The 21077-nt window shown below is 62.3% G+C and carries 18 protein-coding genes; 12 read left to right on the plus strand and 6 right to left on the minus strand.

From position 1 onward, the window contains the following. Positions 1 to 37 precede the first annotated feature (37 nt). The 7 genes from bglB to OU993_RS16940 all read left to right on the plus strand — a co-directional run bounded on the left by bglB (position 38) and on the right by OU993_RS16940 (position 9058). Positions 38 to 1138 (plus strand): beta-galactosidase BglB, encoded by a 1101-nt coding sequence (bglB, locus tag OU993_RS16910; protein ID WP_268159358.1) that lies wholly within the window; start codon positions 38 to 40, stop codon positions 1136 to 1138. Next, the gene (gene kduI / locus OU993_RS16915; protein ID WP_268159360.1) at positions 1135 to 1971 is read left to right on the plus strand and encodes a 5-dehydro-4-deoxy-D-glucuronate isomerase; all 837 of its coding nucleotides are present in this window, start codon (positions 1135 to 1137) and stop codon (positions 1969 to 1971) included. Before bglB ends, kduI begins: the two co-directional genes overlap by 4 nt. Continuing rightward, on the plus strand, positions 1968 to 4442 hold the full coding sequence (locus tag OU993_RS16920; protein ID WP_268159362.1) for a hypothetical protein: 2475 nt from the start codon (positions 1968 to 1970) through the stop codon (positions 4440 to 4442). Before kduI ends, OU993_RS16920 begins: the two co-directional genes overlap by 4 nt. A 48-nt stretch (positions 4443 to 4490) precedes the next feature. Then, positions 4491 to 5753 (plus strand): ABC transporter substrate-binding protein, encoded by a 1263-nt coding sequence (locus OU993_RS16925; protein WP_268159365.1) that lies wholly within the window; start codon positions 4491 to 4493, stop codon positions 5751 to 5753. Positions 5754 to 5945: 192 nt separating this feature from the next. Further along, positions 5946 to 6899: a carbohydrate ABC transporter permease gene (locus OU993_RS16930; protein ID WP_268159708.1), complete on the plus strand. Its 954-nt coding sequence runs from the start codon at positions 5946 to 5948 to the stop codon at positions 6897 to 6899. Then, the gene (locus OU993_RS16935) at positions 6899 to 7951 is read left to right on the plus strand and encodes a carbohydrate ABC transporter permease (RefSeq protein WP_268159366.1); all 1053 of its coding nucleotides are present in this window, start codon (positions 6899 to 6901) and stop codon (positions 7949 to 7951) included. Before OU993_RS16930 ends, OU993_RS16935 begins: the two co-directional genes overlap by 1 nt. Before the next feature lie 9 nt (positions 7952 to 7960). Continuing rightward, positions 7961 to 9058, plus strand: a complete 1098-nt coding sequence (locus OU993_RS16940; protein WP_268159368.1) for an ABC transporter ATP-binding protein — start codon at positions 7961 to 7963, stop codon at positions 9056 to 9058. A gap of 28 nt (positions 9059 to 9086) precedes the next feature. Here OU993_RS16940 and OU993_RS16945 read toward each other — a convergent pair whose 3' ends face one another. Beyond that, the gene (locus OU993_RS16945) at positions 9087 to 10100 is read right to left on the minus strand and encodes a helix-turn-helix domain-containing protein (protein WP_268159370.1); all 1014 of its coding nucleotides are present in this window, start codon (positions 10098 to 10100) and stop codon (positions 9087 to 9089) included. Between the two features lie 203 nt (positions 10101 to 10303). Between OU993_RS16945 and OU993_RS16950 the strand changes: the two genes are divergently transcribed. Both OU993_RS16950 and OU993_RS16955 read left to right on the plus strand, forming a co-directional pair. After that, on the plus strand, positions 10304 to 11464 hold the full coding sequence (locus OU993_RS16950; protein ID WP_268159373.1) for a tetratricopeptide repeat protein: 1161 nt from the start codon (positions 10304 to 10306) through the stop codon (positions 11462 to 11464). Positions 11465 to 11503: 39 nt separating this feature from the next. Beyond that, complete coding sequence (locus OU993_RS16955; RefSeq protein WP_268159375.1) at positions 11504 to 12130, plus strand: hypothetical protein; 627 nt, start codon at positions 11504 to 11506, stop codon at positions 12128 to 12130. 148 nt (positions 12131 to 12278) lie between these two features. Here OU993_RS16955 and OU993_RS16960 read toward each other — a convergent pair whose 3' ends face one another. The 5 genes from OU993_RS16960 to OU993_RS16980 form a co-directional block, all read right to left on the minus strand. Further along, positions 12279 to 13433 (minus strand): mandelate racemase/muconate lactonizing enzyme family protein, encoded by a 1155-nt coding sequence (locus tag OU993_RS16960; protein WP_268159377.1) that lies wholly within the window; start codon positions 13431 to 13433, stop codon positions 12279 to 12281. Positions 13434 to 13473: 40 nt separating this feature from the next. Beyond that, positions 13474 to 14547, minus strand: a complete 1074-nt coding sequence (locus tag OU993_RS16965) for an ABC transporter ATP-binding protein (RefSeq protein ID WP_268159379.1) — start codon at positions 14545 to 14547, stop codon at positions 13474 to 13476. A gap of 13 nt (positions 14548 to 14560) precedes the next feature. Then, complete coding sequence (locus OU993_RS16970; protein WP_268159381.1) at positions 14561 to 15409, minus strand: carbohydrate ABC transporter permease; 849 nt, start codon at positions 15407 to 15409, stop codon at positions 14561 to 14563. Continuing rightward, entirely contained in the window at positions 15402 to 16337 is a 936-nt protein-coding gene (locus OU993_RS16975) for a carbohydrate ABC transporter permease (RefSeq protein ID WP_268159383.1), read from the minus strand. Before OU993_RS16975 ends, OU993_RS16970 begins: the two co-directional genes overlap by 8 nt. An 84-nt stretch (positions 16338 to 16421) precedes the next feature. Then, entirely contained in the window at positions 16422 to 17726 is a 1305-nt protein-coding gene (locus tag OU993_RS16980) for an ABC transporter substrate-binding protein (RefSeq protein WP_268159385.1), read from the minus strand. Positions 17727 to 17919: 193 nt separating this feature from the next. Between OU993_RS16980 and OU993_RS16985 the strand changes: the two genes are divergently transcribed. The 3 genes from OU993_RS16985 to OU993_RS16995 are packed head-to-tail and all read left to right on the plus strand — an operon-like array spanning position 17920 to position 20936. Beyond that, positions 17920 to 19131 (plus strand): ROK family transcriptional regulator, encoded by a 1212-nt coding sequence (locus OU993_RS16985; RefSeq protein WP_268159387.1) that lies wholly within the window; start codon positions 17920 to 17922, stop codon positions 19129 to 19131. Between the two features lie 36 nt (positions 19132 to 19167). Beyond that, positions 19168 to 20268, plus strand: a complete 1101-nt coding sequence (locus OU993_RS16990) for a Gfo/Idh/MocA family protein (RefSeq protein ID WP_268159388.1) — start codon at positions 19168 to 19170, stop codon at positions 20266 to 20268. Positions 20269 to 20294: 26 nt separating this feature from the next. Beyond that, positions 20295 to 20936: a ThuA domain-containing protein gene (locus tag OU993_RS16995; RefSeq protein WP_268159390.1), complete on the plus strand. Its 642-nt coding sequence runs from the start codon at positions 20295 to 20297 to the stop codon at positions 20934 to 20936. The last annotated feature ends 141 nt before the right edge of the window (positions 20937 to 21077 follow it).

Genomic DNA, 21077 nt, shown 5'->3' on the forward strand with positions numbered 1-21077 from the left:
TGACCGCCTTGGGAGAGGCGGAAGACGGGAGGATTTCATGGCCCTGAATGGCACCACCATTCTTGCCAATCTTGATCGGCTGGTGGCCGGCATGACCGGCTTGAAACACGATGGCCGTTTTCACGAACCGAATCTGGACGGCACCGCCGGCGATTATATTTCCTTCGACAGTTGGGAATGGCCGCAGGGCGTTGGTCTCTATGGCCTCATCCGGCTGTGGCAGTTCACCGGCCGGGACGATCTCAAGGCTTTGATCGAAGGCTGGTACGAAAAGCGGCTGGCGGCCGGCCTGCCGTCGCTTAATGTGAACACGACTGCGCCGATGCTCGGCCTCTCGGTTCTCTGGCGCGAAACGCAGGACGATCGCTGGAAGGCACCGCTCGATGCCTGGGCCGATCGCGTGATCGCCGACATGGGCCGCACGGAGGAAGGCGCCTTCGAGCACCACGTCTCCGACAAGGTGAACGACAACGAACTCTGGGACGATACCCTCTACATGGTAGCGCTGTTCCTGGCCTCCTACGGTCAGGCGAGCGGCCGGCAGGAACTGGTGGACGAGGCGGCGCGCCAATTCCTCGTCCACGCCCGCTACCTGTCCGACGTGGAAACCGGTCTCTGGTTTCACGGCTGGACCTTCGAGGGCCGCCACAACTTTGCCCGCGCCCGCTGGGCCCGCGGCAATGCGTGGATCACCGCCGGGATTCTCGACCTGTTCGATCTTGCCGAACTGCCGAAGCCGATCAAGGATTTCCTGCTCGGCGTGCTGACGGCACAGGTGAATGCGCTTCTGCCGCTGCAGGCAAAAAGCGGTGCCTGGCGCACGCTTCTCGACGATCCGACCTCCTACGAGGAGACATCGGCGACCGCCGGCATCGGCTACGGCCTGCTGAAGGGCTACCGCCTCGGTCTCGGCACGCCGGCCTGGCGCGAGGCGGGCCTGAAGGCGGTGGATTTCGTCATGCGCAATATCGATGAGACGGGCACTGTGCTGAACGTGTCCTACGGCACGCGCATGGGCCACGACCTGCAGTTCTACAAGGACATCCCCATCCAGCCGACCGGCTACGGCCAGGCACTGTCGATCCTCTGCCTGTCGGAGGCGCTCAGCCATGTGGACAGCGCGGAGAAAGCGGCATGAGCATGCGCGTTCTCTACGGGACCTCCCCCGACGACATCAAGACCTACGATACGGAGCGCCTGCGCAAGGAGTTCCTGATCGAGGACCTGTTTGCCGACGGTCAGGCGACCTTCATCTATACCCATGTGGACCGGCTGATCCTCGGCGGCGCCGTGCCGACCAGCTCACCGCTCACTTTCGGTTCTGGCGAGGAAATCGGTACGCCCTACCTCCTGTCGGCGCGGGAGATGGGCATTGCCAACCTAGGCGGTGCAGGCTCGATCATCGTCGACGGTCAGAACTTCGATCTCGACAATCGCGACGTTCTGTATGTCGGGCGCGGAGCGCAGGCGATCGAGGTGCGCTCCAAAGATCCCAGCAGGCCGGCGCGCTTCTACATGAATTCCGTTCCGGCGGGCGCCGATTTTCCCCATCGCCTGATCACCCGGTCGGAATCGAAGCTGCTGGAACTCGGAGAAGAGAAACGATCCAACAAGCGCCGGCTGCGGATGTATATCCACCCGCAGGTGGCACCCTCCTGCCTGCTTCTGATGGGCATCACCGATCTTGCCGAAGGCAGTGTGTGGAACACCATGCCGCCACATCTGCACGAGCGGCGCATGGAGGCCTACTGCTATTTCGACATGAGCGCGGAAGACCGCGTCATCCATCTGATGGGGCGCCCCGACCAGACGCGCAACCTGATCGTTGCCGACGGCAATGCAGTGCTTTCGCCCGCCTGGTCGATCCATATGGGCGCGGGCACCGGCCCTTACGCCTTCGTCTGGGGCATGACCGGCGAAAACCAGGAATATAATGATGTGGCCCCGGTGGCCGTGGCGGATCTGAAATGACGACTGAACAGAGCTATATGCGAAAGCCCCTGAGCGCCGGTGAGCCGGTGCGTTATTGGCAACTCGGGCCGGTGATGGAAGAGCGTTTCGACACGCCCGACCAGCCGATGAAGGGCGAGATGGATCCCTTCTTCTTCCTCACCAAACATAAGAACTTCATTCCGCACGAATATCCCTGCCGGACGATTTTTGCTGAAACCTATCGCGGCAAGCGCCCGGATGTGCGCGGCCAGTTCGAGCCCACCCGCTGGTGGCTGCCCTTCGGCTCGCCACGCGTCGATCTCTCCGGTTTCTGGTTCCGTCCGACCCGGCTTGCCACCTGGGCCCGCACGCATATCGAGGCGACCGATGCGGGCACGGCGAAAATCCGGCTCGGCACCTGCGGCGGCGCCGTTCTCTTCCTCAACGGCGCGGAAATCGGCTGGATGGCGCCCTATGGCCGCAATCTGGAAACCAAACAGGAGTTCGACCTGCCGTTGAAGGCGGGCCTCAACGAAATCACGCTCTTCTTTGACGATCTGGCGGAGCGCGACGCCCGCTATTTCTACCAGTTCGACTATCTGTCAGGACCGGTGGCCAAGATCGCCATCCCCGTGCCGGTCGAAGGTTCGGTGGCAGACAGCATCGAGGCGGCGCTTGAAGGCATGCATCTCGACCGCCCAGCCTATTTCTCCGGCGACATCACGCTTCTGTTTGCCAAGCCGCTGCCGGTTGCCGTCGAGGTCAATGTGGCGGTCGAGGGCGATTTCATGTCGCGTGAGCGCTTCGACCATGATTTCAAGCTGGAGGCCGGCGCCACCCGCCTCAATCTTGGTGCGGCTGAACAGGCGCCTGCCGATTTTCGCCATTTCCGCATCACGCTGAATGCTGGCGGTTTCGTTGCCGCCCGTCCGCTCGGTGTCGAGATCTGCCATGCGGAGCGCCAGGGGTCGGCACCCGCCACCCTCGCCGACCGTATCCGCGAAACGCTGGACGAAGTCTCTGAGCATTCCGAACGCGACACCGTGCGCGCCTTCGCCCGCCTTGCAAGCGGCCGCGCCGGCGCCGATACGGATGCAATGATCGAGGAAATCCTGCCCTCGATCGAAGATTGCCACGACTGCGCCGATTTTTCACTGGTGCCGCTCATCTGGTCACGCACCGTCTGGGGCAACGATATCAACGAAAAGACCCGCGCTCGCATCGATGGCGCCATCCTCAACTATCGCTACTGGATGGACGAGCCGGGCAATGACGTGCAGTGGTATTTCTCCGAGAACCACGCGCTGCTGTTCCATACCGCCTGCTACCTCGCCGGCCATCTGCTGCCCGACGCGACCTTCGTCCGCTCCGGCCGCAAGGGCACCGAGCAGTCTAAGATCGGTGCCGAGCGGGTGCGCGCCTGGCTCGATCACTTCGAACACTGGGAGATGGCGGAGTTCAACTCCGCCCCCTATTTCCCGATCGACCTGAAGGGCCTGACGGCACTGGCCGCTCTTTCGCCGGACAAGGACATTGCCGAGCGAGCCAAGGCCGGCATCGTCCGGCTGTGCGAGATCATCGCCCGTTCCGCCCATCACGGCATGGTGACGGCGGCGCAGGGTCGCTCCTACGAACACACTCTGTGTGCCGGCCGTTCGCTGGAACTGTCCGCCGTTGCCCGCCTGCTCTGGGGCAAGGGCTGGTATGGTCGGCGCGTGCATGCCCTGCCGCAGCTTGCCGTCTGCCTGCGCGATCACGGGCTCGAAGTCCCCGCCGAACTGCTGACGATTGCCGATCATCGCGGGTCTCAGCACCAGGAATGGCGTTTTGCCCAGGGCCAGGACAGGTTTGCCGCACTCTACCACTACAAGGGCGAGCATTATGCCATGGGCTCCGCCGTCCACTACCGGTGGAAGGACTGGGGTTATCAGGAAACCGTCCTGCATCTGCGCATCGGCGAAAAGCCGGAGGCGGCGATCTGGATCAACCATCCGGGCGAAGTGATCCAGCTCGGTTACGGCCGCCCCTCCTATTGGGGCGGTTGCGGCACGGTGCCGAGAGTGCAACAGTATCGCGGACTGGCCATTGCCGACTTCGACGTGCACGAGGACCAGCCGGAATTTTCGCATGCCTGGTTCCCGCAGGCAGAGTTTGAGGAGATCCGCGTGTCCGGCAACACGGCTCTTGCCCGCAGCGGCAAAGGTGTTGCGCTGCTCATCGGCAGCGGCGAACTTCTGCCGGTTACGGAAGGGCCGTCCGCCGGCGCGGAGTTGAGGCTTGCGGGCCGCAAGACCCGCTGGATCGTGCGGCTTGCGGAAACAGGTGATCTCGCCGCGACCGAGACGCGCTACGGCGCCCTGAAGGCCGAAACGTTGGATGACGGAACAGTTGTCATCAACGACCCGGACTATGGCATCGTGCGCTTCCTGGCCGACGGATCGGTGAATGCGGAAGGCCGCACCATCCGCCGTGACGATTATACCGTGAAGGGTGACGCCATCACGCTTTGAACAACCGGGGCGGATGGAGGATCTGCCCCACAAGGAGGAGGAAAGACCATGGCATTGAAATCGCTTCTGGCTGCATCGGCACTGGCGCTGATGGCCACCACCGCGCAGGCCGGTGATGTGCGCATCATGTGGTATTCGGACGGCATCGAAGGAGAAGTCTTCCAGGATCTGATCAACCGGTTCATGAAGGAAAATCCGGGCATCAACGTCATCGTGGACAATGTCGCCTATAGCGTCATCAAGGAACAGCTGCCGGTGCAGCTGGAAGCCGGCAACGGCCCGGACATTGCTCGCGTCACCGCGATCAAGGATCTTGCCAAACACTGGCTCGACCTTCGCCCGCTGGTGGCCGACGCCAAGTACTGGGATGACAATTTCGGCGCCAATGCCGACTGGATGCGCCCGGACGGCTCCAACCAGATCTCCGGTTTCATGACGCAGCTGACGCTGACCGGCGGTTTTGCCAACAAGACGCTGTTCGAACAGGCAGGCATTCCGCTGCCGGGCCCGAAGGCCACCTGGGATGAGTGGGCCGCTGCCGCCAAGAAGGTCGCCGCCAGCCAGCAGATCCCCTACCCGATGGCGATGGACCGTTCCGGCCACCGCATCACCGGTCCGAACATTTCCTTCGGCGCAAACTATATCGGCAAGGATGGAAAACCCGCACCTCTGGATGCCGGCGCAAAAGCCTTCCTCGGCAAGTTCATCGACTGGGCCAAGGATGGCAGCATGTCGAAGGATGTCTGGGTCTCGGCTGCCGGCCAGTCCTACCGCGCCGCGGCGGACGACTTCATCAACGGTCAGGTGGCTTATTATTATGCCGGCTCGTGGCAGGTTCCGAACTTCGCCAAGAAGATCGGCACGAACTTCGACTGGGTGGCGACCGGCAGCCCGTGCGGCCCGACCGCCTGCACCGGGCTTCCCGGCGGCGCCGGCCTGGTCGCGGTGAAATACACCAAGAATCCGAAGGAAGTCGCCAAGGTGATGGATTACCTCGCCCGCAAGGACATCGTGAAGGAGTTTTCCGAACGCACGCTGTTCCTGCCGGCCCACAAGGGTGTGATTGCCGAGGGTGTCAACTTCAAGTCCGACAGCCCGCTGGTCAAGGAGGCGTTGAACAACTTCGTCAACGCCACCAAGACCACCTCCGACCTGGCGCTGAAAATGCCGGGCTGGCGCTGGTCCGACACGATGTATGGCGCAATCGTCACCCGTGTTGGTCAGGCAATCGCCGGCGAAATGTCGACGACTGACGCCTTTGCCCGCATCGACAGCGATGTGGCCGAGAAGGTGAAGGCCTCAGGCCTCTGAGACTAGCCCGACCCTGAACCACCCGCCCTCCCCTGTCACCAAGGGGCGGGCGGTCCCTGCCCGCGCGTGACCGCGGGGCCTGTTGCATGAGGAAATGCCGCCATGGCGCAGCCAAAACCCCCATCCGAGCGGCCGGCCGCGCCGCAAAGACATGACTGGCTTTCGGTGCTGCTTCAGCCCGTGCATCTTGTGATGGGGCTCGCCGATTATCCGCTCCGATACCTGCAGAAGAAAACCGGTATCGGCGGCATGGCGGCCTTTTTCCTCGCGCCGAACATGCTGATCTTCGCGATTTTCGTGCTCCTGCCGCTCGTCATCAACCTCATCTATTCGGTGACCGGCGGATCGGCGCTGTTCCTCGACGAGCGCAGCTTTGTCGGCGCCGACCAATATCGGCAGATCTTCGACTGCACGAACTACCTCGATCCCATGTCCTGCCAGGAGGATGCCTTCTGGACGGCAGTGGGCAACACCTTCTGGTTCGTCGTGCTGCAGGTCAGCCTGATGATCCTCGTATCGCTGATCACGGCGCTGATCCTCAACCGGGAACTGATCGGCCGCTCCTTCTGGCGCGCGGTCTTCTTCTTTCCCGTGCTGCTGTCGCCCGTTGTCGTCGGCCTGATCTGGCGGTGGATCCTGCAACGCCAGGGGCTGCTGAACTCCATGCTCTACCCGCTCGGTTTTGAGCCTTATACCTGGCTTTCCGACCGGACCTTTGCTTTCGCCGCCGTCGTTGGCGTGTCCATCTGGGCACATATGGGTTTCTACACACTGATCCTGCTGGCCGGCCTGCAGGCGATCCCGAAGGATCTCTACGAGGCCGCCGAGATGGACGGCACCAAACCCGCGCGCATCTTCTGGCGCATCACGCTCCCGCTTCTGATGCCGAACCTCCTGGTCGTCATCGTGCTCGCCCTCATCAAGGCCGTGCAGGTGTTCGACGAGGTCTTCGTTCTGACCGGTGGCGGACCCGGCACCAGCACGCTGTTTCTCACGCAATATATCTATGAGACCGGCTTCGTCTCCTTGCCCCGCAATGCCGGCCTTGCCGCAGCCGCCTCGATCCTGATGGGCCTCGTGCTGGTGGTGCTGACGCTCCTGCAGCTTGGCATTGCACGTAAGAACGAGAACAAGGGGAAACGCTGATGAGCACCGCAATCGCCTTCCTCACGCGCCGCAAGGGCGGCAAGTTCTGGCACTGGACGGACATCGTCACCTGGGTCTGGCTGATCGGCGGCCTGATCGTGATGTTCGGCCCGGCCGTCTGGCTGACCTTCTCGTCCTTCAAGACACCGGCGGGGCTCGCCGAGTTTCCACCGAGCCTCCTGCCCTACGTGACACAGCAGGTGCGGGTCGAGGGCTACGAGAAGCCGCTGCCACTGTTCAACGCCAAGCTTGCCGATGGCTCGACGCGAGTTCTGGCCGAAGTCCGGCGCATCGGTATCGTCAGCCAGATGGTCGATCCGAAGGCGCCGGGCGAGATCATCAAGGTCAGGATCGGAGACCGCGAACCGGTGCGGGAAATCTCCTTTGCGACGGAGAACTACACGCAGCCCTTCATGCAGTTCGATTTCTTCCGTTATCTGTGGAATTCGGTCTTCGTGACGGTGACGGCAACGCTGATCACCCTGATCGTCAACTCCATGGCGGCCTTCGCTTTGTCGAAATACGAGTTCAAGGGCCGCAATGCCGCCATGCTGGTGATCCTCGCGACATTGATGGTGCCGCTGTCGGTCATTCTCGTGCCGCTCTATTCGATTATCTCGTCGGTCGGCCTGTTCAACAGCCTCTGGGGCGTGATCCTGCCGACGGTGGCGACCCCGACCGGGGTCTTCATTCTGCGCCAGTACATGCTCACCATCCCGGACGAGTTGATCGACGCCGCACGCATGGACAAGGCGTCGGAATGGCAGATCTACTGGCGCATCATCGTGCCGCTGACGGCGCCGGCGCTTGCGGTTCTGGCCATCTTCTCGGTCGTCTGGCGCTGGAACGATTTTCTCTGGCCGCTCATCGTGCTCTCGCGGCGCGAGCTTTATACACTGCAGGTCGGCCTTTCCATCTATTCGGGCGAACTGAACGTTCAGTGGCACTACATCCTGGCGATGACGGTCGTCACCATGATCCCGGTCGTGCTGGTCTTCATCTTCCTCCAGCGCTTCATCACCACCGGCATTGCCGGCTCCGGGCTGAAATAGGATATCCCAATGGGTAGCATCACACTTTCCAACATCCAGAAATCCTACGGCGCGGTGCATGTCCTGCACGACATCAACCTCGCGATCGAAGAGGGCGAGTTCGTCGTGTTCGTCGGCCCCTCCGGCTGCGGCAAGTCCACCCTGCTGCGCGTCATCGCGGGGCTGGAAAAGGTCACCGGCGGCGATCTGAAGATCAACGGCACACGGGTCAACGACGTCTCCGCCGCCGATCGCGGGCTTGCGATGGTCTTCCAATCCTACGCGCTTTATCCGCACATGACGGTGCGCCAGAACCTCGCCTTCGGGCTGGAAAATTCCGGCATGCCGAAACCGGAGATCGCCACCCGCATTGCCGAAGCCGCACGCATGCTTGAAATCGACAGCTACATGGACAGGCGTCCCGGCCAGTTGTCAGGCGGCCAGCGCCAGCGTGTTGCGATCGGCCGGGCGATCGTGCGCCGTCCGACCGCCTTCCTGCTCGACGAGCCCTTGTCGAACCTCGATGCGGAGCTGCGCGTTTCGACCCGTGCGGAAATCGCCGCCCTGCACGCCCGGCTGAAGTCCACGATGATCTACGTGACGCATGACCAGGTGGAAGCGATGACGCTGGCAAACCGTATCGTCGTGATGCGGGCCGGCCGCATCGAACAAGTTGGCACGCCGCTCGATCTCTATAACGAACCGGCCAACCGCTTCGTTGCGGGTTTCATCGGTGCGCCACACATGAACTTCATCGAGGCCGAAGTGGCCGGCAGTTCGCCGGACGGCCTGACGCTGCGGGCCGGCGACGGGACGCTGATCCCTGTAGCCCTGGAGGGGACCGCTCTCAAGACGGGAGAGGCCGTGTCGCTCGGCGTGCGCCCGCAACATATCGACCTTGCAAACGGCGACCTATCCTCGGGCCTTGCGGCGAGCGTTCGCATGGTCGAGGCACTCGGCTCGGAAACCGTCATCCATGCCGAGACGCTGGGCCAGAAACTGCTGGCGATCGTCCCCGGCCAACGGCGCCTCGTGGCTGGCGAAACCATCACGCTGTCCTGGAAAAACGCGCCGCTGCACCTTTTTGGCGCGGACGGTTTGCGGATCGGCACCGCACAGCCACGCTGAGCCAAGCGTCCTCGCGCAAAGCGTCCGCTCACAGGGCGGCGAGCCAGGTGGGAAAGACGAGGCGGATGGCATCCGGCTCGCCCCTGCCCGTTTCGCTCTCGGTGAGCGCCGTTCTGAATTCGCGGGGTGTACACCCGAATTGCGCCTTGAAGGCGCGACTGAAATGCGCGTCACTGGCAAAGCAGAAGGCATGCGCAATGTCGCCGATCCGCATCTCGGCGCTGGTGCGGGTCAGGCTGCGCGCCGCCGCCTTGATACGCGCCTCGCGGATCACCCGCGCCACCCCGCCTGCCGGATCGAACAGACGATAAAGAGTTGCGCGAGACACCCCGATCTCGCGGGCGACCAGGTCTGGTGTGAGCGACGGAGACGACAGGTTGTGCTGGATGAACTCGCGCGCCCGCACCAGCATCATCGTCTCGATATCGTTGCGGGCCCGGCGAATGCTGATCTGGTCGGGATCGAGGCAGGCGGCCACCAGAGACGGGGTCAGCGACAGAAGTTCCTGCGGAACGGTGTTTGCCTCGACGTTGCGGCCCATGCGGAAGAGCGACAGGATGTGATCGGCGAGGAATAGAGCCGTCGGAAACGCAAGGCTTCCGCCGTGCAGCCGCGAGATCTGTTCGGCGGCAGGGCCAAGCGATGCCCTTGAAAAGATGACCGATACATTGTGGGCCGGTGTCATTCCACCGTCCGACACACGTCCCAGGTCGATCACCGTCAGGGCCTCCGGCCGACCGCCTTGGTCAAGCGACGCAGACAGATCGACCCGCAACAGCATATGGTCCAGGAAATCACGTACCAGTCTCTGCCGGGATCGTTGGAAACGAAAGGTCTGGGTGCGCATGCCGGAAATGAGCATGGACCCCATGTTGACGCTCTCGATCCCACCCCCGAAGCTCAGACGTTCGTCCGCATCGAAATCCTGCATTTCGAACATAGTGTTGATGCGGCTGCGAAACGCCTCGAAGCGATGCTCGGCCGCCACCATGTCCGTGGAAAACCGGTGCACGATCACAGGTGACTTTTTCAAAGATGCCAAGCCTGGTCCTCCCGCTCCAGATCCTATGGGGTGTGCCACATTCTGATACGTAGAAGCAAGGCGAGCAGACCTGCTTGAGACGTCCAGAATAACACCCGGAGATCGGTTTCCTGTAGATCCACCCGCAGGAAACGAGGGATGGGAACGCAATCATGATGGCTCGACGCACATCTTATCTTGGAAGAAGTCTCCCGATCGCTTTGGTGACGGCCTCCGCATTGTGGGTGGTCGTTTCAGCGCCAGCATTCTCGGATGATCTTCTTGCGGAATGCGACCGACTGGCCGGCAGCCCCTTCGATCCGGAACTCGATGTGCCGGGCGTTCCCGTCAACGATGTCGATGGCCCGCGCGCCAAGGAAGCCTGCGAGGCCGCACTGCGCGAGCATCCGGAGGTGCCACGCCTCGCCTTCCAGCTTGGCCGTACCGAATTGAAGCTCGGCAATCCGCAGCGGGCGATGGACCTCTATCGCACGGCAGTCTCACAGGGTTACGTCCTGGCCGAAACAGGCATCGGCTTTCTCTATGACAACGGCCTGGGCGTACCGCAGGATTACAAGCTCGCCTACGAGCATTACAGCAAGGCCGCCGATGCCGGGATCGGTCTCGGTTACAACAATGTCGCCGGGCTGATCAAGGCAGGGCTCGGCGTAACACGAGATGACGCCAAGGCGCTGGAACTCTACGAAAAGGCGATTGCCGCAGGATATGAGGCCGCGCGTTATCCAGCGGCACGCCTGAAGATGATGGCCTTCAAGCCGGGCGATGACCCGCGCCCCATCATCACCGCCTATTACGAAGCCGCATCGCAGGATTCGGCGGCGCAGACGGATCTTGGCCAGTTTTTCCGCGACGGAAGCTTTGGCATGCCGAAGGACGAGGTTGCCGCCCGCGCTCATTATGCCGCCGGCGTGGACAAGGGCGACATCTGGGGCAAGCTGTTCATCGCGCAGATGGACGCCTTCGGTCCGAAGGCGGATGCAGCCACGAAGGCACGGGCGCGGGAAGCGCTTGACGCCCTGACCCACGCCGATGACCGGTCGCTGAAGGCCAGCGTGCAGGCACTCCTTGCCTCGCTGCTCATCGATACACACGTGGACGAGGCAAGCTCCCTCGTCAATGCGGCGGTCGCGACGGAACCGGACAACCCGGTGGTGATGGCCGCCCAGGCCGCACTTCTCGCCAAGCACGGCGATTACGTCGCAGCGGATGCGCTGCTTGAAAAGGCAAGCGAAGCCGATCCGTCGTGGGCGCCTTATTTCCAGCAGCGGGCCGAGGTGCAGACGAAGCTGGGGAATACGGCGCTGGCCGAACAGCTCGATGCAAAGGCCCGGTCCGCCCTGATGGGCAGCTATTTTCTTCGATAACCGCGCCAGCCCGGCGCGGCCTGCAGTGAGACCATTGAAATGCGCAAGTTGATATCGGGTGCGGCGCTGATTGTCAGTGCTGGCCTTTCGTCCTGCACCACCACCGAACAGGCCAGCAGCGCGATGCAAAGCCGCTGGCTGGGACAATCGGCGGATACGTTCTTTACCCAGAACGGCCCGCCGGCCTCCAGTTATACGCTGGCGAATGGCAATGTGATCCACACATGGCGCGGCGGCGAGACCACCCGCCACGTACCGGCCCGATATGCCGCGCCACAGATGCAGGCGGCCTCCCCGCCCCCGCTTCCATCCTTCGGCTCGAACAGCGCCTTCGGCAAACCGGCTTTCGGCACACCTGCGAGCACTCAGCCGGTCTGGGGACGGCAGGTGGTCCGGACCGAAACGAAGGTGGAGACCCCACAACCCGGCGTGACCCGCACGACGACCGTGACGAAATCGAGCGGCGCCAGCATCGGCTGGACCCCGCCCGCCTCAGCCGGCAGCCAGGGACAGTTGCTATCGCCGGCACGCACCGAACAGCTTTATTGCGAGCTTCAGCTGACGGCGGACCAGGAGAACATCATCCGGTCCATCCGGATTTCGAAAGATACGGCGGGGGCAGGTTTCAGCCTGTCACGCTGCGCCGAGGTCATGGGCGTGGCGTGACGGACGCAAGGACGACACCAAGGAGCCTGGTCCCCTTTGTCTCCCTGGCCCTCGTTCACAGCGGGTCCGGTCCGGTTCATCACGTCCATCATGCGACCGGGAGCATCCCTGCGCTCCCGGTCGCAGTCGGTTTGCCAATCGCTTTTTGTTACCAGTTGGTAAAGGAGCCGTCGTTGCGCCTCAGGTGCGGCGGTTCCGAATACTCGAACGGCATTGTCTGAAGCTCCGCCTCGTTGACCTCGATGCCGAGGCCGGGAGCATCCGGGACGACATAAAAGGCGCCGTCCATCTCGATCTGTCCCGGAAACAGCGTGGCATTGTCGAACCCCCAGTGTTGCTCAGCCGGGCTCTGCCGGCATTCCAACCATGCGAAGTTCGCGACCGCCGCGGCCAGATGCACGGAGGCGGCGGTGCAAATCGGCCCGAGCGGATTGTGCGGCATCAGATCGATATAATGGGCCTCGCACCAGCCCGCGACCTTCATCGCCTCGGTAAAACCGCCGACATTGCAAATGTCCATCCGGCAGAATTGCAGGATGTCGCGTTCGATATAGGGGAGAAACTGCCATTTGGAGGAAAACTCCTCGCCGATGGCAAAAGGGATGTCCGTCATGCGCCGCAGGGATTCGTAAGCCCCCGGCGTTTCGTCGCGGATCGCCTCCTCAATGAAATCCAACGTGCCCGCCGGCATCTTCTGGCAGAAGGAGGCCGCTTCGGCGACGCTGAGGCGATGATGATATTCGACGCCGAGCGTGATTGCATGGCCGAGTTCTGCGCGGGCGCGCACCATCCATTCAGCCGTCACCGCAATCGACTCGCGCGGCTCGAACGGCGCCGGATTCTCCTGGCCGGCGGCGATGAAACGCACGCAGGTCCAGCCGGCCTCCTTCAGGAGAACCGCCTGTTCGATCATCTCGTCGCCGGGCTCGGCGGAGGTGGTGGCAAAGGCCGGAACGCGGTCCCGCTGCCTTCCGCCCAGCAATTGATGCACCGGCACGCCAAGCACCTTGCCGCGGATATCGTGAAAAGCGATATCGAGGGAGGCGATCGCCGCCGACAACACCCGGCCGCCCTCAAAATACTGGCTGCGATACATTTCCTGCCAGAGGGCTGCGCACTGCATGGGGTCGCGCCCGATCAGGAACTGCGCAAAATGGTCGATCGCGCCGGCCACCGCCTTTTCCCGGTAGGAGAGACCGGATTCGCCCCAGCCGTGGATGCCGCTATCGGTTTCCACCTTCACGACGAGCTGGTTACGGGCACCGACCCTGGCAATATAGGGTTTGATGGCGGTGATCTTCATGGCCTTGTCCGGAAGGCTGGGGGACGGGTCATTGCCGACATCACAGGGATTGGCCGCTCGCCTGGTCAAAGACATAGACCTGGCCCGCGGCAACCGAGGCTTCGAAGGGGGCACCGTGGCGCGCCGGAAACGCTCCGTCGACGACCGCCGTGACCGGTTCGCCGGAAAGCGTGAACACCACGTGCGTTTGCGCACCCGTCGGTTCCACCACCAGCGTCTGGCCGCTCAGGACCGTATCCCCGGCCGTGCCGACATTGATGTGTTCGGGCCGGATGCCGAGCTTCACCGCCTGGCCGGGCTTCACCTTCCGGGCGCTGTCCAGCTGTACCACCGTTCCATCTTTCAGGCGGGCGGCCGGCCGTTCGCTTCCGCCTTCGACCTCAGCTTCGAGAAAATTCATCGCCGGCGAGCCAATGAAGCCCGCCACAAACAGGTTCGACGGCGTGCGGTAAAGGTCGAGCGGCGTGCCGACCTGCTCGATCCGGCCGCCGTTCAGCACGACGATACGATCGGCGAGCGTCATCGCCTCGATCTGGTCATGCGTGACGTAGACCGAGGTGGTACCGACATTCTGGTGCAGCGTCTTGATTTCGGTGCGCATCTGCACGCGCAGCTTGGCGTCGAGATTCGACAAGGGTTCATCGAACAGGAAGACGGCCGGATCGCGCACGACGGCGCGGCCCATCGCCACGCGCTGGCGCTGGCCGCCCGACAGCTGGCTGGGCTTCCGGCCGAGCAGATCCCCGAGCGCCAGCATGCGCGCGGCTTCCGCGACCCGTTTTTCGATCTCCGGCTTCGGAACGCCGGAGAGTTTCAAGTTGAACCCCATGTTCTCCGCCACGGTCATGTGCGGATAAAGCGCGTAGGACTGGAAGACCATAGCGATGTTGCGCTCGCGCGGTGTCATGGAATTGACCACCGACCCGGCAATCAGGACCTCGCCAGCGCTGATGTCCTCAAGACCCGCGATCATCCGGAGAAGTGTGGACTTCCCGCAGCCGGACGGGCCGACCAGTGCGATGAACTCGCCATCCTCGATCGCCAGCGACACGCCGTGGATCACCTCCAGCGACCCGTAGGCCTTGCGGACGTCCCTCAACTCGACAGATGCCATGCTATTCTCCGGTTCACGACTTGACTGCGCCGGCGGTCAGGCCTGCGATGATGTGTTTCTGGGCAAGGAAAAAGACGATGATCGTCGGCAGGATCGTCAGCGTGATGAAGGCCAGCACCAGCTGCCATTCTGTGCCGAATTCGCCGCGATAGACCATGATGCCGAGCGGCCACGGGTATTTCGTCTCCGTGTTCAGCATGATCAAAGGCAGGATGTAGCTGTTCCAGCTGTTGACGAAACAGACGATGCTGACGGTCGCCACGATCGGCCGCGACAGGGGCAAGGAGACGTACCAGAAGAAGCGGATATAACCGCAGCCATCGACGAAGGCGGCCTGGAACAATTCCTCCGGGAGGTTTCTAAAATAGTTCCTGAACAAGAGGATACTCATACCGAGGCCGAACGCCACCTGCGGCAGGATCACCCCCCAGTAGGAATCGAGAAGCCCGAGATCCCGGATCCGAATGAAGAGCGGCAGGATGGCGGTCGCGACCGGAAACATCAAGCCGATCAGGAAATAGTTCATCAGCTGCCCGGAGCCGAAAAACTTCACATGCGCGAAGGTGAAGGCCGCCATGGCGGAGACGACGACGGTCAAGAACACCGTGACGACGGCAATCAGCAGAGAATTGCCCATCTGCCGCCAGTATCGGTCGCCGAACAGGATGTCGGTATAGTTCGACCAAACCCAGGCCTTTGGCAGGCCGAACGGGTTGACCCTGAGATCTCCCAGCGACTTGAACCCGCCGAGCGCCGTCGTCAGAAGCGGTACGAGGACGAGGGCTGCGACGAGCGACAGCGAGACATAAAGATAGAGCTTGGTGGCAGGCGTCATGCGGACGCCGGAGGTCGTGTCAGTCATGGCGCATGAAGATCCGTTTGTAACCGAAGGCGAGCGTGACGCAGATGACGAAGAGCACGACGCCGACGGCGCTGCCCAGTCCGACCTGCATGCGCGTGACGCCATAGGTATAGAGGAAGGTGACCATGGTCTGGGTGGAGTTCGACGGCCCGCCGCCGGTCAGCGGCATCACCAGATCGAAAAGCTGCAGCGAACCGATGATCGCGAAAAAGACGGACAGCCTGACCGTGGAGGACAGAAGCGGCAGCGTGACGTAACGAAACTTCTGCCAGCCGGTCGCGCCATCGATTTCCGCAGCCTCCAGAACGCTGCGATCGACCGCCTGAAGACCGGCGATGTAGAGCATCATGTGAAAGCCGAAATATTTCCAGACGATGACCGCAAGAACCGCGTAGATCGCAAGGTCCCGGTCGGCCAGAACATAAGGTGTCGCCACGCCGAAAAAGCCGGCAATCGCAGCAAACAGGCCGTAATCGCCATCATAAACGAAGCGCCAGATCAGACCGGCCGCGACATCCGCCAGCACATAGGGGAGAAAGAAGATCAGGCGGAAGGCGACGACACCGGTGATCTTGTTCGCCAGCATCATGGCGAGCCAGATGGCAAGCGGGATCTGCAAAAGCAGCGAGATGACGATGATCAACCCGTTGTTGATCAGCGCCTGTGAAAAGGCCCCATTGTTGAAGAGCACGGTGAAATTGCGGATGCCGACGAATTCGGTCGGTGTCCCATAACCGTTCCAGCGATACAGGCTGTACCAGGCGGCCTCCCCCATTGGCAGGATCACGAACAGGGTGAAGAGCAGCAGGGCCGGCGGCAGAAACAGGATCAGGACCGGTAGCCGCCCCCGCGATGTCGGGCTCTTGTAAGTCACGGTTCTGCTGGCCGTCACCGATCCTGCCACACCCGTGGCGGTCAGGTCTGTCATCTTTTGTTTTCCTCCCTGCGGCTGTCGACGACCGATAGCAGGGCCGCCGGCGTGTCCGCCGACGGCACACTGCCATGGGGCATGTTATTCCAGCGCGCGTGCATCCTGGATCATCTGTGCGCCCTCCTCAGGCGACATCTGACCGGAGAGGATTTCCACCGAAACATCGTTCACGACACGGCCGACAGAGGGGCCAAGATCCTGATCGAAGAAGTTCTGGTGCCAGGTGGACGCGGCAAGCTGATCGGCCGCCTGACGCATCAGCGGGTTCTTCAAGGCATCTTCAGCGCCTGCGGCAGCCGGAATGATCATGCCCGCGGCCGCCATCCGGCGTTCCTGCTCGGGGCTCGTCAGGAATTTCAGGAAATCGACGGCAGCCGGGGAGGCATTTTTCGTCACGGCCCAACCGTTCAGTCCGCCCAGGGTATCGGTGACCTTGCCGACACCGCCTTCGACCACCGGGAATGGGAAACGTCCGATATTCTCCGCCCCAATGCCTTTTCCATCGCCTGAATTCTTGGCCTGGTTTGCTTCGGTGTTCTCAAAGCCGAGCAGGATTGCGGCTTTGCCATCACCAAACACGCCAAGTGTCTGCGGCCATGTTGCTCCGAGATAACCGGCCTGGAACGGCTGCAGTTTGCCGAGTTCCGCCAATTGTGCACCGGCCTTGATGATGGCCGGATCCATGAAGCCATCACCCTGGTTGTTCTTGGCCTTGTCGAAGACGGGCTGGCCGCCGTTGCGCATCACCAGATAACTCCAGTAGAAATGCAGCGGCCATTTTTCGCCGCCGCCGCCGGCAATCGGCGTGATGCTGGCAGCCTTCAGCGTCTTCACCGCCTGCAGGAAGTCATTCCAGGTCTTGATATCCTCGGCCTTCACACCGGCCTTCTGGAAAAGCTGCTTGTTGTAGAAAAACGCCACCGTGCCCATCCGGTAGGGTACGGCATAGGTTTTTCCGTCGAACGTCAGGCCGTTCAGAGCTGCCGGCTTGTAGGTCTTGGCCCAGGCACCTCCGTCGGCGTTCATCGCACCGCTCAGGTCCATCAGTGCGCCGGTCTTGGACTGCTGACGCAGTACGCCGCCGCCCCAGCTATAGAAGAAGTCAGGCGCGGCATCCGATTGCAGCAGGGTCGGCAACTTGGCCTTGAAGGCCTCGTTTTCGAGGAACTGCAACTGGACATCGACATCCGGATGTTTGGCCTCGTAGTCCGCGGCAACCTCCTCCCACACCTTGAGATTGGCCGGCACCGTTTCGACGTGCATCCATTTCACGACAGTCTTCGCTGCTGCAAATCCGGCACCGCCTCCCAAGACAATGGCCGTTGCGGCTGCGACAAGTATGGCATGGCTGGCGCGTGCACGCGCCGATCCTCGATGATGCGTCATCCTTTTCTCCTCCCAGGCTGCGCATTTATTCCTCGACCCGTACAAAATCTGTCGAACCGTGTCCTGATGTCAACTGACAAAGCGAAGAAAATTAGGGGTTCTTGGAAAAGCGCATTGACAGCAGCGCAAACCTGCCGCTTATTTTTGTCCGGATAACGAATATAATCATCACGATGCGAGCGCTCAGCCTTCCATGAAAACTGCCGACCCGGAACTGATGCGCGCCATCAATCGCTTCACGGTGCTGGATACGATCCGGCGTCACGGCCCAATCTCGCGGGTCGAGATCAGCGAACGCTCGCAACTGTCGACCACAACGGTTTCCGCCATCACCGCCTCGCTGCTGGACGACGGCCTGATCCTGACCCGCCACGAGGGAGATCTTCGCAACGCCGCAGCCAGGGGCCGGCCACGCGTCATGCTGGAACTCAATCCGGATGCCGCGCGCGTCGTCGGCGCCAAGATAGCGGCGCATCAGATGGTCTTCGTCGTCACCAATTTCTGCGGCGAGGTCATCTCGCACCTGTCGCTGCCGATCCGCGTCAACCGCCAGCCGGTCGGCGTGATCAGCGATCTGATCGAGGACGGGGTACGCCGCTGCGTGGTGGATGCGGGCTTGAGCCTCGAAGATATCGACAGCGTCTGCATCGGCTTTCCGGGCGTCGTGGAGCATCGCACCGGCCTCGTTCGATCAAGCCCGATCCTCAGCGAACCGGATGTCAACTTTGCCCGCGAGATGACGGAGCGACTGAGTGTGGCGACCATCGTCGAAAGCGATTCTCACGCCATCACGCTGGCGCATCACTGGTTCGGCAAGGGCCGCGACCTCGACGACATGGTGCTGGTCTCGCTCGAACATACCCTCGGGCTCGGCGTCCTGCACGGGGGGCAGTTGTTCCGCGGGGCCGGCGGGCTCAGCCACAATCTCGGCGACCTGATGATGGGTGCGGGCCTCTCCGAAATGGTGCGGCTCACCGCGCTGGCCGGCGAGCCGGCCATTCTCGGCGAACAATCGCAGCAGGGGCGCTTTGCCGAAGCCGTGCGGCTTGGCCGTGGCATGGCGCATGCGCAGACGCTCGTCGCCGCCGAAGACAATGTACTGACGGTGGCCGCTACGCGCGCCGGCGAAGCGATCGGCATCGCCGTGGCCAATATCGTGACGCTGTTCGGCCCACCGCGTGTCGTCATCGTCGGCTCGACCCTGCTTCTCGGTGGCGTATTCCTCGAAACTTTGGCGGATTCCTATCGCCAGGCCATTCCGTCCTCGATCCGCGAGATTGCCGAACTGGTCTTCGACGGCTCGCCCGACGAGATGTGGGCGCAGGGTGCTGCGGTTGTCGCGCTCTGCGAACTCTATGAATCGCCCTGGGGCACCACCGGTCCGGCGCCTGCCCCACAGCACTAGAAAAATACGACATCTTTTGGAATTCTGGGAGGATCCATGGACAAGGTTGGTATCGGTATCATTGGTTGCGGCAATATTTCGTCTGCCTACCTCAAGGCCATGGCCGCGTTTCCCATTCTCGATATTCGCGGCGTGGCGGATCTGAATGCAGCGCTGGCCGAGCAACGCGCCGCCGAATTCGGCCTGCAGGCCCGCTCGGTCGAGGACCTGATGCAGGATCCCGCGATCGAGATCATCGTAAACCTCACGGTGCCGAAGGCGCATGTGGCGGTCGCCCTGCAGGCGCTTGCCGCCGGCAAGCACACCTATTCGGAAAAACCGCTCGGCATCAACTTCGCCGAAGGGCAGAAGCTCGCGGAAGCCGCCAAGGCAAAAGGCCTGCGGATCGGTGCGGCTCCCGACACGTTCCTCGGCGGCTCGCACCAGACGGCCCGCGAGATGATCGATGCCGGTGTGCTCGGCACGCCCGTCGGCGGCACGGCCACCTTCATGTGCCCGGGCCATGAACGCTGGCATCCCAATCCGGACTTCTATTACGAGATCGGCGGCGGGCCGATGCTCGACATGGGGCCGTACTACATCACCGATCTCGTCAACCTGCTCGGCCCCGTCTCCCGCGTCGCCGGTTTTTCCATTGCGCCGCGCAAGGAGCGGCTGATCACCAGCCAGCCCCGTAACGGCGAGAAGATCCCGGTGCATGTGGCGACCCATGTGGCGGGCGTGATGGCCTTCGATTGCGGCGCCGTCGTGCAGATCGGCATGAGTTTCGACGTGGCCGGCCACAAGCATGTGCCGCTCGAGATCTACGGCACGGAGGGCACGCTGATCGTGCCGGATCCCAACCATTTCGGCGGGCAGATCGACTATCTGAAAAAGGGCGGCAGCTTCGAACCCCAGGAGACCACCCGTCCCTATACGGACGGTAATTACCGCTCGATCGGCGTCGCCGACATGGCGCATGCACTCAGAAGCAACCGCCCGCACCGCGCCAATGGCGATCTGGCGCTGCACGTGCTGGAGGTGATGGAGGCGTTCCAGCGCGCCGCAGACAGCGGCACGACCATCGACATCGCGACCAAGACCGAACGACCGGCGCCCCTGTCGGTTTCGCTCATTGATGGCCGGCTGGCTCGATAACAGTTCAAGGATCAGGAGGAATGACCATGCGCGAGGCTCTTATCGTCTGGGGTGGCTGGAGCGGCCACGAACCGGAACAATGTGCCGAGATCATCCGCGATCTGCTGCAGGAGGATGGGTTCAAGGTCTATGTCGAACGGAGCACGGAGGCGTTCGCGGATCCGTCGATCCATGACCTGTCGCTGATCGTACCGATCATGACGATGTCGAAAATCGAGAAGGAGGAGGCGAAGAACCTGGCCGCCGCCATCGAAAGCGGTGTCGGTTTTGCCGGTTATCATGGCGGAGCGGGCGACGCATTCCGCGAATGCGTCGAATACCAGTTCATCGTTGGCGGCCAATGGGTGGCCCATCCCGGCAACATCATCGATTACACCGTCAACATCACCCGCCCGGATGACCCGCTGATGGAGGGGATCAGCGATTTCCCCTATCATTCCGAACAGTATTACATGCATGTCGACCCCTCCAACGAAGTGCTCGCAACGACCACGTTCACGGGTGAGCATGCCTGGTGGATCGACGGGGTGGTGATGCCCGTCGTCTGGAAACGGCGCTACGGCAAAGGCCGCGTCTTCTATTCCTCGCTCGGCCACGTGGCGAAGGAATTCGACGTCCCGCAGATGCGCGAGATCTTTCGTCGCGGCGCCAACTGGGCGGCGCGTTGATCGTCGTTTCGGGTTGTCACGACCCCTGACCGGACGGGCGTGCCCTTCGCACGCCCGTCCGTTTTGCATGGGGAATTCGCAAGAGAACACGAGGTTGATGATCCGGCGAAAAGTTGACATTTCCGGTTGACGCATCCGTTG

The organism is Rhizobium sp. SL86, from assembly GCF_026672545.1.
In the GTDB taxonomy this organism is placed as follows: Bacteria; Pseudomonadota; Alphaproteobacteria; order Rhizobiales; family Rhizobiaceae; genus Neorhizobium.

Excerpts from the sequence above, each read along its gene's own strand:
- OU993_RS16975 (WP_268159383.1), bottom strand. The coding sequence starts at position 16,337 with ATGACAGACCTGACCGCCACGGGTGTGGCAGGATCGGTGACGGCCAGC.
- OU993_RS16985 (WP_268159387.1), top strand. The coding sequence starts at position 17,920 with ATGAAAACTGCCGACCCGGAACTGATGCGCGCCATCAATCGCTTCACG.
- OU993_RS16935 (WP_268159366.1), top strand. The coding sequence starts at position 6,899 with ATGAGCACCGCAATCGCCTTCCTCACGCGCCGCAAGGGCGGCAAGTTC.
- OU993_RS16960 (WP_268159377.1), bottom strand. The coding sequence starts at position 13,433 with ATGAAGATCACCGCCATCAAACCCTATATTGCCAGGGTCGGTGCCCGT.
- OU993_RS16995 (WP_268159390.1), top strand. The coding sequence starts at position 20,295 with ATGCGCGAGGCTCTTATCGTCTGGGGTGGCTGGAGCGGCCACGAACCG.
- OU993_RS16980 (WP_268159385.1), bottom strand. The coding sequence starts at position 17,726 with ATGACGCATCATCGAGGATCGGCGCGTGCACGCGCCAGCCATGCCATA.
- OU993_RS16990 (WP_268159388.1), top strand. The coding sequence starts at position 19,168 with ATGGACAAGGTTGGTATCGGTATCATTGGTTGCGGCAATATTTCGTCT.
- bglB (WP_268159358.1), top strand. The coding sequence starts at position 38 with ATGGCCCTGAATGGCACCACCATTCTTGCCAATCTTGATCGGCTGGTG.
- OU993_RS16955 (WP_268159375.1), top strand. The coding sequence starts at position 11,504 with ATGCGCAAGTTGATATCGGGTGCGGCGCTGATTGTCAGTGCTGGCCTT.
- OU993_RS16965 (WP_268159379.1), bottom strand. The coding sequence starts at position 14,547 with ATGGCATCTGTCGAGTTGAGGGACGTCCGCAAGGCCTACGGGTCGCTG.
- OU993_RS16940 (WP_268159368.1), top strand. The coding sequence starts at position 7,961 with ATGGGTAGCATCACACTTTCCAACATCCAGAAATCCTACGGCGCGGTG.
- OU993_RS16970 (WP_268159381.1), bottom strand. The coding sequence starts at position 15,409 with ATGACTGACACGACCTCCGGCGTCCGCATGACGCCTGCCACCAAGCTC.
- OU993_RS16930 (WP_268159708.1), top strand. The coding sequence starts at position 5,946 with ATGGGGCTCGCCGATTATCCGCTCCGATACCTGCAGAAGAAAACCGGT.
- OU993_RS16920 (WP_268159362.1), top strand. The coding sequence starts at position 1,968 with ATGACGACTGAACAGAGCTATATGCGAAAGCCCCTGAGCGCCGGTGAG.
- kduI (WP_268159360.1), top strand. The coding sequence starts at position 1,135 with ATGAGCATGCGCGTTCTCTACGGGACCTCCCCCGACGACATCAAGACC.
- OU993_RS16925 (WP_268159365.1), top strand. The coding sequence starts at position 4,491 with ATGGCATTGAAATCGCTTCTGGCTGCATCGGCACTGGCGCTGATGGCC.